General features: G+C 69.0%; 13 protein-coding genes and 1 pseudogene. 2 read left to right on the forward strand and 12 right to left on the reverse strand.

The genetic code is table 11. The features are described from left to right. Positions 1-9: 9 nt before the first annotated feature. Genes PT015_RS15990 through ssd form a run of 6 tightly spaced genes read right to left on the reverse strand, consistent with a single transcriptional unit; the run spans position 10 to position 4139 of the window. Entirely contained in the window at positions 10-309 is a 300-nt protein-coding gene (locus tag PT015_RS15990; RefSeq protein WP_285185703.1) for a TadE family type IV pilus minor pilin, read from the reverse strand. Between the two features lie 23 nt (positions 310-332). Continuing rightward, positions 333-524, reverse strand: coding sequence for a DUF4244 domain-containing protein (locus tag PT015_RS15995; protein ID WP_285185706.1), 192 nt, complete (start codon positions 522-524; stop codon positions 333-335). A 24-nt stretch (positions 525-548) separates the two neighbouring features. After that, a complete protein-coding gene (locus PT015_RS16000) occupies positions 549-1130 on the reverse strand; it encodes a type II secretion system F family protein (protein WP_285185708.1) in 582 nt (193 codons plus the stop codon). After that, on the reverse strand, positions 1127-1909 hold the full coding sequence (locus PT015_RS16005) for a type II secretion system F family protein (RefSeq protein WP_285185709.1): 783 nt from the start codon (positions 1907-1909) through the stop codon (positions 1127-1129). The genes PT015_RS16000 and PT015_RS16005 overlap by 4 nt, the downstream gene beginning before the upstream one ends. Beyond that, positions 1906-3063, reverse strand: coding sequence for a TadA family conjugal transfer-associated ATPase (locus tag PT015_RS16010; protein ID WP_285185710.1), 1158 nt, complete (start codon positions 3061-3063; stop codon positions 1906-1908). Before PT015_RS16010 ends, PT015_RS16005 begins: the two co-directional genes overlap by 4 nt. Next, positions 3060-4139 (reverse strand): septum site-determining protein Ssd, encoded by a 1080-nt coding sequence (gene ssd, locus PT015_RS16015; protein ID WP_285185711.1) that lies wholly within the window; start codon positions 4137-4139, stop codon positions 3060-3062. Before ssd ends, PT015_RS16010 begins: the two co-directional genes overlap by 4 nt. Positions 4140-4503: 364 nt before the next feature. Here ssd and PT015_RS16020 point away from each other — a divergent pair, with 364 nt between their 5' ends. Next, a complete protein-coding gene (locus PT015_RS16020; RefSeq protein WP_285185713.1) occupies positions 4504-5352 on the forward strand; it encodes an HAD-IB family hydrolase in 849 nt (282 codons plus the stop codon). Positions 5353-5758: 406 nt separating this feature from the next. Here the strand turns inward: PT015_RS16020 and PT015_RS16025 are convergent, their stop codons facing one another. The 6 genes and pseudogenes from PT015_RS16025 to PT015_RS16045 form a co-directional block, all read right to left on the reverse strand. Continuing rightward, a complete protein-coding gene (locus PT015_RS16025; RefSeq protein ID WP_285185714.1) occupies positions 5759-6529 on the reverse strand; it encodes an oxidoreductase in 771 nt (256 codons plus the stop codon). Between the two features lie 49 nt (positions 6530-6578). Beyond that, positions 6579-6664, reverse strand: a pseudogene (locus tag PT015_RS24740) (hypothetical protein); the annotation flags it as partial. Between the two features lie 109 nt (positions 6665-6773). After that, positions 6774-8381, reverse strand: a complete 1608-nt coding sequence (locus PT015_RS16030) for a dipeptide ABC transporter ATP-binding protein (protein ID WP_285185716.1) — start codon at positions 8379-8381, stop codon at positions 6774-6776. A gap of 6 nt (positions 8382-8387) precedes the next feature. Continuing rightward, the gene (locus PT015_RS16035; RefSeq protein WP_285185717.1) at positions 8388-9245 is read right to left on the reverse strand and encodes an ABC transporter permease; all 858 of its coding nucleotides are present in this window, start codon (positions 9243-9245) and stop codon (positions 8388-8390) included. Beyond that, the gene (locus tag PT015_RS16040) at positions 9238-10164 is read right to left on the reverse strand and encodes an ABC transporter permease (RefSeq protein WP_285185734.1); all 927 of its coding nucleotides are present in this window, start codon (positions 10162-10164) and stop codon (positions 9238-9240) included. The genes PT015_RS16035 and PT015_RS16040 overlap by 8 nt, the downstream gene beginning before the upstream one ends. Position 10165: 1 nt before the next feature. Further along, complete coding sequence (locus PT015_RS16045; protein ID WP_285191138.1) at positions 10166-11740, reverse strand: peptide ABC transporter substrate-binding protein; 1575 nt, start codon at positions 11738-11740, stop codon at positions 10166-10168. 68 nt (positions 11741-11808) lie between these two features. On the opposite strand from PT015_RS16045, the gene PT015_RS16050 reads away from it, so the two are divergent. Beyond that, complete coding sequence (locus PT015_RS16050; protein ID WP_285185735.1) at positions 11809-12588, forward strand: LppU/SCO3897 family protein; 780 nt, start codon at positions 11809-11811, stop codon at positions 12586-12588. The last annotated feature ends 61 nt before the right edge of the window (positions 12589-12649 follow it).

Below are 12649 nucleotides of genomic sequence, written 5' to 3' on the forward strand. Positions count from 1 at the left end.
CCCCGCTCGTCACTGCGGCTCGACCGCGGCCACCGCGGTCGCCGAGATGTGCAGCGCCCGAAGCAGAGTGGACCCGGCGGTGACCGTCGCAACGACGAAGTCACCGTCGCGGCGCACGTGCACACCGGCTCCGGCAGGCGCGACCCCGCGGGCGGCGACGCTCGCCGTGCGCTCGTCGCCGCGCGCCGCCAGCCGGGCCGCCTCCCGCGCGGCGTCGATGCAGCGGACCTGTGCCGAGACCGCGGCAAGGCCGGCCAGACACAGCATGAGGACCGTGACCAAGGTAGCGACGCCGAACGCCGCCTCCACGGTGGTCGCACCGGCGTCGTCGGCTAGGCCTTGGTGTTGAGAGCTCGGGCGATGATGTTCGTCAGCGCCGAGACGATCGAGTCGCCGGTGACGACGCTGTAGAGCACCGCCGCGAAGGCAGCGGCGGCGATCGTCCCGATGGCGTATTCGACGGTGGACATGCCTGACTCGTCCGCCGCCAAAACTGCCAGACGGGCTTTTGTCATCTGAAACATGTTGCTCTCCCTGGTTTTCCGATATCACAACAATCCCGATTGCAGAAAGTCGCCGGCCAATCCCGCGATCACCGGGACGATGCCGAGACAGACGAATGCCGGCAGGAAGCACAGGCCTAGCGGGCCGGAGATCAACACGCCCGCACGTTCGGCCGTCGCTGCGGCCTGGTGGACCGCGTCCTGCCGGCACTGCGCCGCGAGGCCGGCCACCGCCTCCGCCATCGCGACCCCCGAGGCCGAGGATCGCCGCGCCAGCCGCAGCAGGGCGACGATCTGCGGGTCGGCTACATCGGATCCCGCCGTCCACGCCACGTCCGGGTCCGCGCCCAGCGCCAGGAGATCGGCTGCCCGGCAGAGGATCTGCGCCAGTCGCGGCGGCGCCGCGGCTGCCGTGGCCGCCGCAGCGCTCGATACCGCCATCCCGGCCGCCAGGCACACCGCCAGCACGTCCAGGCTCGATGCAACGGCTAGCGGATCGGGTCGGTCGCGTTTGCGTATCGCCGCCAGCACGTTCGGGTTCGGCGGCGCGGCCCGCGCCCGCACGGCAGTGGGTCCGGCGCCGGCCACCAGTGCGGCCGCCAAAAGTGTTGCGGCGGCGATAGTCACGCCAACGCCCGCTCGGTGATGTGGTCGGCCCACAGCAGCCCGCCGCACACCAACGTGAGCCCGATGACCAGGAGCCAGTCGCCGAGGTGGCCGCCGAACAGGAACGCCAGCGGGCGCGCGCCGATCAGCTGACCCATCACCACCGAGAGTGCGGGCAAGCTGGCGAGGATGGTCGCGGTGGCGCGTGCGCCCGCCATCGCGGAGCGCACGTGATCGGAGAAGCGTTGACGCTCAGCGATATCGCGTTGCGCCGCGTGCATCAGCGCGGACATGGCCAGACCATGGTCGGTCGCCAGTCGCCAACACACCGCGAGCCGATCCCAGTGCGGCTGCAGCACTGTACTTTCCCCGACGCCGCGCAGGCCCGCCGCGACATCGGCGCCCAGCCGGGCGCGGGCCGCCACCGCACGGCAGGCCTCGGCGACCGGTCCGGACGACTCGCGTGCAGCGACCCCGAAGGCAGTCGCCGGGTGGGCGCCCACCCGCAGTTCGCCCACGAGCACGTCGATCGCGGTGTGCAGTTGGTGGCTTTCGGATGCAGCGCAGCTTCCGCGACGTCGGCGGCGGTGGCGCAGAGCCAACGTCGCCGCGAGCACAATAGCCGCGAAAACCGTTGTCAACGGCAGCAATACAAAACTCACGCCGAGAACACCCAGCGCTGCCCATCCGACGGTGCGGACGCGCAGCCCCCGCCGGTGGGGATCGGTGAGGCGGGCGCGCGGCGAGGACGGGGCCACCAGCAGGGCACCCGCCAGCGAGATCACGGCCAGCCCGGTCATGCCGGCCTCCGGTCGTGCAGCAGCCGACGGAAATCGGCGATCTCGTCGGTGACACCGCGTCCGGCGTGCCACACGGTGATCGCGCGCACGCGTTGGTCGACGCGACGCAGCACCGCGATCTCGGCGAGCTGCCGCCGGCCCGCGCGGTCGCGGGCGACGTGCAGGAGCACCTGGATGGCGGCGGCCAGTTGGCTGTGCAGGGCAGCGCAATCCAGGCCACCGAGCGCGCCGAGCGCCTCGAGCCGGGCCGGGACCTCGGCGGGATTGTTGGCATGCACGGTGCCGGCGCCCCCGTCGTGCCCGGTGTTGAGCGCTGCCAGCAGGTCCACCACCTCGGCGCCGCGAACTTCGCCGACCACGATCCGGTCGGGCCGCATCCGCAACGCCTGCCGAACGAGTTGGCGCACGGTGACCTCACCAATGCCTTCGACGTTGGCGCACCGGGCTACAAGTCGCACGAAATGCGGGTGCGGCGGCGCCAACTCGGCGGCGTCCTCAACACAGACGATTCGCTCGTCGGGTGCGACCGCGGCGAGCATCGCCGACAGCAGCGTCGTCTTGCCCGCACCCGTTCCGCCCGATACCAGAAACGCCAGCCGCGCCGCGATGGTTGCATCGATCAATTCCGCTGCGGCAGAATCGATCGCGCCCGCACCAACCAACGCGGTGAGGTTTTGGGTGGCCGGCCGCAGCACCCGCAGCGACAGGCAGGTCCCGCCGATCGCGACCGGCGGCAGCACGGCGTGCAGCCGGACCGAGACACCGCCGGGTCCGGTCAGCTGGCCGTCCACCCAGGGTTGCGCGTCGTCGAGCCGACGGCCCGCCGACAACGCCAGCCGCTGCGCCAGTCGTCGTACCGCGGCCTCGTCAGGGAAGCGAATATCGCTGCGCCGCAGACTTTTTCCATCGTCGATCCACACCGCGTCGGGCGCGGTGACGAGCACATCCGTCGTACCGTCGGCGCGCAGCAGCGGTTCCAGGATTCCGGCACCGGTCAACTCGGTCTGCAGCGTCCGCAGGTTGCTCAGCAATTCGGTATCACCGAGCACTCCGCCGGACTCGGCCCTGATCGCGTCGGCCACCACGTTGGGTCGCAAGGGAATCGACTCGGCGGCCAGCCGCTCTCGGACCCGGTCGATCAGCGGGTCGCTCATGCCGCGCGGGCCTCGGCCGGATGTCCCGGGAGGACGGCGAGCACGGCCCGGGCCGCCGCCACGAGCGGTGAGCGGCGACCCAGGCGCACACCCCCGCGTTCGACCTGCTCCGCCAGCCTTGGTTGCGACTTCATCGACGCCAGCAGCGGCAACCCGGCAATCTGGGCGAATTCGTCCGCGCCCAGCCCGCCCGGTGACGGACCCCGCACCACCAGGCCGACATTGGGGTTGACCGCGGCGAGCACCGGTGCGATCGTCGCGGTCGCCGCGCACGCCCGCACATTGCAGGGACTCACGATGACGACGAGATCGGCTGTCTCCAAGGCGGTTTCGACGGCATCGGTCATCCGACGCGGTAGGTCGCACAGCACCGTCGCTCCGCCGCGCCGGCCCGCGTCGAGGACGGCGTGCACTGCGCCGCTGCCCAATTCGTGTCCGGCGCGGGTTCCCGACAGCAGGCTGATGCCGCGATGCCGCGGCAGCGCATCGCGCACCGCCGACCAAGTCAGCCGGCCGCCCTGGAGGGCGAGGTCCGGCCAGCGCACCCCGGGCGTCGTCTCCGCTCCGACCAGCAGGTCGATGCCGCCGGCCCAGGGGTCCAGGTCGACCAGCATCGCGTCCTTCGCCGCATCCGCCAGAGCCGCCGCGAGCAGCGAGGCGCCGGCGCCGCCGCACCCGCCAATCACCGCCAGCACAGCGCCGCGACCTTCGTCGTCGCGCAGCGTTTCGGCGGCTTCGGCCAGGTCACGGACCAAGTCGTGTTCCTGGGCGGGCAGCTGCAGCACCTGGCCGGCGCCGACGTCGACCGCCGCGGCCCACGTTTCCGGCGGCGGCTCACCGCCCGTCGCCACGATCACGTGTGCGCGGCGGGGCAAGCCGGTGAGCGCGCAGGCCCGGGCGGACGCCGCGTCGAGCACCACTGCCGCGGCTGCCGACCATGCTTTTCTGCCCACTGGCACTGCATCCGCGGCGTGCACGACGCGCACTCCGACTGCGGCCGCCACCCTGTCTACGTCGTCACGAAGGGCGGGGTCGGCGAGCACGGCCAGGATCCCGCGAGACTCGCTGTTCGGCATGGGCTCACGGTGCCGAGACGCCGCACTGGCCGCCAGTCAGGCACCGGGTTCGTGTGGATAACGAGAGGGTCGAGCTAAGAATTGCCCGACAAAAGGGACGACCCCCGCCAGGGGGGGAGGAGGCGAGGGTCGTCGTGAATCAGCCCCGGGGGGTCGGGCTGATACACCCTCGGCAAAGCCGAGTGATACTTACTATACACACGAGAGTGTGAGGCAGCGCAAGGGTTGGCCGCGAAGATTAGGTATGACCTTTAAGTAGCTGAACCAAACGTATCGCTGGTATCACACGTAACCGCACCACGTTTGACCGGCACTTTTGCCGACACCATCGCGATCAGCCGCCGCGCCGCCCTATGCTGTGGCGGTGACCGTTTCCGACTCGGCCGCTGACCAGCAAACTTCGCCGACGCCTACCGGTCCTACGCCGCGCACAGCGGCTTTTTTCGATTTGGACAAAACGATCATCGCCAAGTCCAGCACGCTGGCGTTCAGCAAACCCTTTTTCGCGCAGGGGCTGATCAATCGCAGGGCCGTCCTCAAATCGAGCTACGCCCAGTTTCTTTTTCTGCTGTCGGGCGCCGATCACGACCAGATGGACCGGATGCGAATCCATCTGACCAACATGTGCACCGGCTGGGACGTCGAGCAGATCAAGACGATCGTCAACGAAACGCTGCACGACATCGTCACCCCGCTGGTGTTCGCCGAGGCCGCCGACCTGATCGCCAGCCACAAGCTGTGCGGCCGGGACGTGGTGGTGGTGTCGGCCTCCGGCGAGGAACTGGTCGCGCCGATCGCCCGCGCCCTCGGCGCCACCCACGCGATGGCCACGAAGATGGTCGTCGAGGACGGCAAGTACACCGGCGATATCGGTTTCTACTGCTTCGGCGAGGGCAAAGTGCAGGCGATTCGCGAGCTGGCCGCGCGCGAGGGCTACCCGCTCGAGCACTGCTACGCATACTCGGACTCGATCACCGACATGCCGATGCTGGAGGTCGTCGGGCATCCGAGCGTGGTCAATCCCGATCGCGCGCTGCGCCGCGAGGCGACCGCCCGCGACTGGCCGGTGCTGGAGTTTTCCCGCCCGGTGTCGCTGCGCGACCGCATTCCGGCGCCGTCGGGGGCCGCGATGGCCACCACCGCGGCGGTGGGGATCAGCGCCTTGGCCGCCGGCGCTTTGACCTACTCGCTGCTGCGCCGGCTGTCGCTGTAGCCGCTCTCAGCAAACTTTTGTTGTCACGGCCCCGCATCGGTTTGATGTTTTCGTCGCAATTGGCTCTTGATGTGACCGGGGTCACGGAGTACAAAGGACTCACGGAAGCCCGGTAAGGCCAAGGTCGATCCGGAAGAGAAGGGCCGATCTCCCGAACGCGGCGTCCGAGCACGGTTCTCGGCACCCACGCGGAGTCATAGCCGCGATAATGGCAGAAGTGTTGCGGGCCTGCGTAATTGCGAAGAGTGACCGGTATTGACGGCCCTTTGGGTGGGGCAGCAACTGGAAGCATCGCAAGAACGCCGAGGCCATCCCACGCAACCCACAGGTGCACGCATGGTAACCGAGATCCGTGCTAGCGGGCGGCGAGCCGAAGTCCTTCGGTGCGTCGCCCGCTTTATTCGTTCTAGTGCCCGCTTCCGCCCTGCTCGCTGAGCGTTTCAGCAATCGCCAGCGCCTCCTGCGCGCCGTCACGCAGCGCGCGACAGGACAGCACCAACCACTTGCTCATGCCCTCGGCCGTCCCGGCCCCGAAGCCGGCCAGCGCGTCGCGGTAGTCGGCCGCCCGCCGCATCCAGGCCACCTCCGGCACGCCCAGCCCGTGCGGGTCGAGTCCGCTCGCGATCGTGACCAACCGCGACACAGCGCGCGCCACCACGCCGTCCGCGCTGCCGAACGGCGCGAGGGTCAGGAGCTCGCCGTGCGCGACGGCAGCGATCACCGGTGCCGGCGCCGCGGTGCCACCCGACACGATCCGCGCGAGCAGTTCCAACCGGGGCCCGATGTCCGGGTCGGTGCGCGGACGGCCCAGGCGGCCCTCCTCGACGCGGTCGGCTGCGGCCAGCATGTGCAGCCGGGCCAGCGCCTGCAACGGCGCGCGCTGCCAGACCGCGACTAGGTTGGTCTCGCCGCCCTCCAGCGCCTGGGCGACACGCAGCGCCCCGGCGAACACCGGGTCGTTGAGGGCGGGTACGGCTTCGACGTCCTCGAGCTTGTGGCCGCCGCCGTCCAGCACCGCCGACGCGCGTGCCGACCGCAGCGCGGCCTCGGCGGCGGTCACCGGCCATCGCCGCAGGTTGGCACGGTGCCGGTGCGCCCGGCCGAGCGCCTCGCGGGCCTGCTCGCTCGCAGCGGCGACGCCGGGCAGCTCGATCAGCGGAGCCAGCGGATCAGTCACGGCTTGTCAGGATAAGCCGTCGCCGGCATGCCTTAACAGCGCCGCTCCTCCTCATCGCTGCGCTCTGCATCGTCGCCGGCGCGCGTCAACTGCGCCGCTCCTCCTCATCGCTGCGCTCTGCATCGTCGCCGGCATGCGTCAACTGCGCCGCTCCTCCTCATCGCTGCGCTCTGCATCGTCGCCGGCGCGCGTTAACTGCGCCGCTCCTCCTCATCGCTGCGCTCTGCATCGTCGCCGGCATGCGTCAACTGCGCCGCTCCTCCTCATCGCTGCGCTCTGCATCGTCGCCGGCGCGCGGAATCGCGGCCAGTAGTTGTCGGGTGTACTCGTGCTGTGGGTTGGCGAAGACGTCCTCGGTGGCCGCGTGCTCGACCACCCGGCCCGACCGCATCACCATCACCTCGTCGGCGATCTGCCGGATCACCGCCAGATCGTGGCTGATGAACAGATACGTCAGGCCCAGTTCGGCCTGCAGGTCGGCCAGTAGATCGAGGATCTGCGCCTGCACCACGACGTCGAGCGCGGAGACGGCCTCATCGCAGACCACCACTTCGGGCTTCAGCGCGAGGGCCCGCGCGATCGCGACGCGTTGGCGCTGTCCCCCGGACAGCTCGCGCGGGCGCCGGTTGAGCAGCGACGGCGGCAACCCGACCTGGTCGGCCAGCCGGCGCACCGCGTCGCGGCGTTCCCAGCGGTCCCCGATCCGATGGATCCGTAGCGGCTCCTCGATGATCCGCGCAACCGAGTACATCGGATCCAGGCTGCCGTAGGGATTCTGGAAGACGGGCTGGATCTTCCGCCGGAACGCCAGCGCCTCCTGCCGGCTCAGCCGGCCGATGTCTTGGCCGTCGAAAGTCACTGTGCCCGAGCTGGGTTCAAGCAATCCGAGGACCAGGTGCGCCAACGTCGACTTGCCGGACCCGGACTCACCCGCAACCGCCATCGTGGTGCCGCGGCGCAGCCGAAAGGACACGTCGTCGACGGCGCGCGTCTCGGTTCGGCGCCACGGCGCGCCGCGCGAGTAGACCTTCGTCAGCCCCGACGCGACGATCACGTCGTCGGACTCGGCCACCCGCTTCGGGGTGGGTGGATTGCGCAGCGACGGCGCGGCGGATACCAGACGTTGCGTGTAGGGGTGTTGCGGGTCACGCAAGAGTGTCTGCGCCGCACCGGTTTCCACCACCTGGCCGTGGTTCATCACGATGAGCTGCTCGGCGCGTTCGGCGGCCAGCGCCAGATCATGGGTGATCAGCAGCACCGCGGTGCCGAGGTCGCCGGCGAGTTGCTGGAGGTGATCGAGTACGCGACGCTGCACGGTGACGTCCAGTGCCGAGGTCGGCTCGTCGGCGATCAGCAGCCGCGGCCGGCCGGCCAGCCCGATAGCGATCAGGGCGCGCTGGCACATGCCGCCGGACAATTGGTGCGGGTAATGGCGAGCGCTCGCCACCGGATCGGGCAGCCCGGCGTCCGCGAGTAGCTGCGCGGCTTGGCGACCGACATTGTTTGCGCGCAATGCTTCTCGAACCTGAAAACCGATCCGCCAAACCGGGTTCAGGTTCGTCAGCGGGTCCTGGGGCACGTAACCGATTCCGCTGCCGCGGATCGCGCGGAGCTGCCGCCGTCCGGCACCGGTGAGGTCGACGCCGTCGAAGTCGATGCGCCCGGCCGTGATTCGCCCACCGGGCGGGAGCAGCCCGAGTATCGCCGCGGCGGTGGTCGACTTCCCCGACCCCGACTCACCGACGATCGCCACCGTCTGCCCCGCATGCACCGTGAAATCCACGTCGCGCACCGCAGGATCGTCGCCGAAGCGGACCTCCAGGCCCGCGACGGTCAGCAGCGGACTAGTCATCGGCGCTCACAGCCGCCACGCCCGCGACGAGGGATCGAGGGCGTCACGCAACACGTCGCCCATGACCATGAAGGCCAACACCGTGACTGCCAGTGCGCCGGCGGGATAGAACAGGATCGGCGACCCGGCGCGCAGCCGAATCTGGTCGACATTGATGTCGCCGCCCCACGACACCACCGACGGCGGTAGGCCCACCCCGAGATACGACAGCGTGGCCTCGGTGACGATGAACAGGCCGAGCGCGATCGTCGAGACCGCGATCACCGGGCCGATCGCATTGGGCAGCACATGCCGCACCAGAATGCCAAATCTGTTCAGTCCCAGAGCTTTCGCCGCCAGCACATAGTCACTGCCCCGAACCGCGAGCACCGCGCCACGGGTGATCCGGGCGATCTGCGGCCAGCCGAACAACGCCAGGATCGCGATCACCGTCCACACCGTGCGGTGATGCATCACCTGCATCAGCACGATGGCGGCCAACAGGAGCGGAATGGCGAAGAAGATGTCGGCGACGCGCGACACCACCGCATCCAGCCAGCCGCCGTAGAAGCCGGCCAACGCGCCCAGCGCACCGCCGACGACGAACACCAGTGCGGTGGCGCCCAATCCGACGGTGATCGACGCGCGCGCCCCGTAGATAGTGCGGGCGTAGATGTCGTGACCCTGAAGGTCGGTGCCGAACCAGTGTGCCGACGACGGGTCGAGCAGGCTCTCGTCGGGGTTGGCGTAGCTCGGATCGAGCGCGGTGAACAGCGACGGGAACACCGCGACCATGAGGATGAACGCGATCAGCGCCGCGCCGGCGACGAACTGCGGCCGTCGCCGCAGAATGCGCCAGGTGTCACTCCAAAAGCCCTCAGCCATAACGGATCCTGGGATCCAGCGCCGCGTACAGCAGATCCACGGCCAGGTTGGTGACCAGGTAGACGATCACCAGCACGGTCACGATCGACACCACGGTCGGCGCCTCCTGGCGCGTGACGGCCTGGTAGAGCACCCCGCCGACGCCGTGGATGTTGAAGATACCCTCGGTGACGATCGCGCCGCCCATCAGCGCGCCGAGGTCGGCGCCGAGGAACGTCACCACCGGGATCAGCGAGTTGCGCAGGATGTGCACGACGACCACCCGCGGCCGGGACAGACCTTTCGCGGTGGCGGTCCGCACATAGTCGGCATGGGCGTTCCCGGCGACCGCAGACCGGGTCAACCGCACGACGTAGGCGAAAGACACCGCGCCAAGGACGATGCCGGGCAACAACAATCGCGCGAACGTCGGCTGGTCGCCGACCGTGACCGCGGCCAGGCCCAGTCGCACCCCGAAGACGAACTGCGCGAGGAAGCCGAGCACGAAGATGGGCACGGCGATGATCACCAGGCTGACAATCAGCACCCCGGCGTCGAAGATCCCGCCCTGCCGCAGGCCGGCGATCACCCCGAACCCGATGCCGAACACGGCTTCCACGGCCAGCGCGACGATCGCCAACTTGAATGTGACCGGAAACGCCTGCGCCAGAACGGTGGTGACGGGTAGGCCGGAATAGGCGCGGCCGAGGTCACCGCGCAGCATGCCGCCGAGGTAATGCAGGTACTGCAGCCAGAACGGGTCGTCGAGGTGGTACTGGGCGCGCAGTTGTGCGGCCACCGCCGGGCTCAGCGGCCGGTCGCCGCCCAGCGCCGCTATCGGGTCGCCCGGCAGCAGGAACACCATGCCGTAGATCAGCAGCGTGGCGCCCAGGAACACCGGGATCATGGCCGCGATGCGACGGAGGATGTACCAGCCCATGTCAGGCCTTCACGATGTGTTCGTAATCGGGCAGGCCGTTCCAGGTCAGCGCGACGTGGCTGACCACGGCCGAACGCCCCGCCACCGCGACCGTGTACCACAGTGGGATAACGGCCATGTCCTGCAATAGAATTCGTTGCGCATCGTTGGCGAGTGTGAAGGACTGCGGCAGGTCGGGCGCAGCCTCCGCGGCCGCGATCGCGGAGTCGAAGCGCGCGTTGGAATATCCAACGTCGTTGGCGCCGGCATGGGTGACGAAGAGCGGTTCGAGGAACTCCAGCAGCGATGGGAAGTCGCCCTGCCACCCGGCCCGGAACGCGGTGCCGATCGTGTGGCTGGTGATCTGGGTTCGGAACCCCGCGAAGGTCGGCTGCGGGGCGCCGACGGCGTCGATGCCCAGGGTGTTCTTGATGCTGTTGGTCACCGCGTCGACCCACTCCTGGTGTGACCCGTCGGCGTTGTACGAAATGGCATACCGGCCTGACCATTTCGAGATCGCATCGGCCTGCGCCCACAACGACCGCGCCCGGTCCGGGTCGAAGTTCAGCGCGTCGTTGCCGGCGATGTGGGGGTCGAAGCCGGGCAGCGAGCTGGCGGTGAAGTCGCGGGCCGGGGTGCGGGCGCCGGAGTAGATCTTGCGGCAGACCTGATCGCGGTTGATCGCAGCCGAGATCGCCAGCCGTCGCAGCCGGCCCTCCTCACCGGAGAAGTGCGGCAGCCGCAGCGGGGTGTCCAGAGTCAGGTTTATCGCCGCGGGCGCGGTGACCGCTCGGTCGCCGAGGTCGCGCCGGTAGACCGGCAGCATGCTCGGCGGAATGGTGTCCAGCACATCGAGATTGCTCGACAGCAGGTCGGCGTAGGCGGTGTCGAGGTTGGCGTAGAAGACGAACCGCAGGCCCTTGTTCTGCGGCATCCGGTTGCCGTGATAACCGGGGTTGGTCACGAGGTCGAGCTTGACGTTGTGCTGCCAGGCCGGGTTGCGGGGCTGGTCGGACAGTTGGTACGGCCCATTGCCGATCGGGTGCTGGCCGAACGTCGCCATGTCGCGAAATGCCGCCGCGGGCAGCGGGTAGAACGGCGAAAAGCCAAGTCGCAGTGTGAAATCGATGGTCGGACCCTTGAGCCGCACGGTGAACTCGTGATCGTTGACGACCCGCAGTCCCGACATCGTGGCGGCGGTCGGAGCCGCCGAGGCCACCTCGTCGAAGCCCGCGATCGGGGCGAAAAAGCTCTGCTGCAGTTGAGCATTGGTGGCCAACGCGCCGTAGTTCCAGGCGTCGACGAAGGAGTGCGCGGTCACCGGCGACCCGTCGCTGAACGTCCACCCGGGCTTCACGGTGATGCGGTAGTTGACGTTGTCGGTCGTCCCGATCGACTCGGCAACCTCCAGCGTCGGCACCCCGCTGGCGTCGTACGACATCAGCCCGGCGAACAACCGGTCGACGATCCGGCCGCCGTTGGTGTCGTTGGTGTTGGTCGGGATGAGCGGATTCTGCGGTTCACCGGCGTTGACGATCACCACGTCGGTCCGCACGACGCCCACGCCGCATCCGGTCAACGAGGCGGCAGCCAACATCACGGTCGCCGCGAGGATGCGAAAACGCTGCAAGCCGTCCTCCTGTGCTCAGCAATAGACTTTCAGGCGTGGTTGTCAGAGAACTCGCCGAGGTCAGCTTCGCCTATTACCTCGGTGAATTGGCCGTGATGTCGATCGTGCCTGCCGTGGGGCTGATCCTGCTGATCGTCGGCTTTCGACGCCAGTCCCGCGCGCGGCGCTTGCCGCCGGGGTACTTCCCGCCCGGGCCGCCCCCGTCCGGCCCGCCGCCGAATCCGACCGAGCCGGGAACTCCGCCGCCTCCTCAGTACTACCCCAGTCCGCCCCCCACGCCGCGACCGACGCGATCCAGCATCGTGATGATCGTCGTCGGATCGGTGTTGTTCGGCGGCGGCCTGCTCGTAATCCTCAACGGCACAGCCGATCTGGCCAAACAGAAGCACAGCGCGCCGAGGGCGCCGGAGGTCGGCGACTGCATCGGCGCCTACAACTTCCGTGCGCACGACGGCAGCCCCGCCGCGCAGGACTGCGCCAAACCGGACTCGATCTTCCAGGTGGTCAGCAAGGGCAGCGCGACGTCGACATGCCCCGACGGTAAGACCGACGACTCGGACTATGCCTTTCTCCGCGACGGGTCCGCGACGCTGTGCTTCGTGCTCAACTTCGTCCAGGGCCGTTGCTACACCGCATCGGGGTCGGCCAGGGCGCCGTTGTTCGCCGCGACCGACTGCGACGGCGCGGCGCCGCGGTTCAAGGTCACCAGCCGGATCGACGACAGCAAGGACAGCGACTCGTGCCCGCTGGGAACCAAGGAGATCTCCTACAAGAACCCCGCGCGACTGTATTGCCTACAGCCGCTCACAAACTGATCCCACCCGACTCCGGCCCGATTCGTTCGGTTCCTCAACGTCCACCCAGCCGTTTCGTCAC

Source organism: Candidatus Mycobacterium wuenschmannii (assembly GCF_030252325.1).
Classification (GTDB): domain Bacteria; phylum Actinomycetota; class Actinomycetes; order Mycobacteriales; family Mycobacteriaceae; genus Mycobacterium; species Mycobacterium wuenschmannii.

Bases quoted from the DNA above. Each gene is read 5' to 3' on its own strand.
- PT015_RS15995 (WP_285185706.1), bottom strand. From the start codon at position 524: ATGTTTCAGATGACAAAAGCCCGTCTGGCAGTTTTGGCGGCGGACGAG.
- PT015_RS16005 (WP_285185709.1), bottom strand. From the start codon at position 1,909: ATGACCGGGCTGGCCGTGATCTCGCTGGCGGGTGCCCTGCTGGTGGCC.
- PT015_RS16010 (WP_285185710.1), bottom strand. From the start codon at position 3,063: ATGAGCGACCCGCTGATCGACCGGGTCCGAGAGCGGCTGGCCGCCGAG.
- ssd (WP_285185711.1), bottom strand. From the start codon at position 4,139: ATGCCGAACAGCGAGTCTCGCGGGATCCTGGCCGTGCTCGCCGACCCC.
- PT015_RS16030 (WP_285185716.1), bottom strand. From the start codon at position 8,381: ATGACTAGTCCGCTGCTGACCGTCGCGGGCCTGGAGGTCCGCTTCGGC.
- PT015_RS16035 (WP_285185717.1), bottom strand. From the start codon at position 9,245: ATGGCTGAGGGCTTTTGGAGTGACACCTGGCGCATTCTGCGGCGACGG.
- PT015_RS16040 (WP_285185734.1), bottom strand. From the start codon at position 10,164: ATGGGCTGGTACATCCTCCGTCGCATCGCGGCCATGATCCCGGTGTTC.
- PT015_RS16045 (WP_285191138.1), bottom strand. From the start codon at position 11,740: ATGTTGGCTGCCGCCTCGTTGACCGGATGCGGCGTGGGCGTCGTGCGG.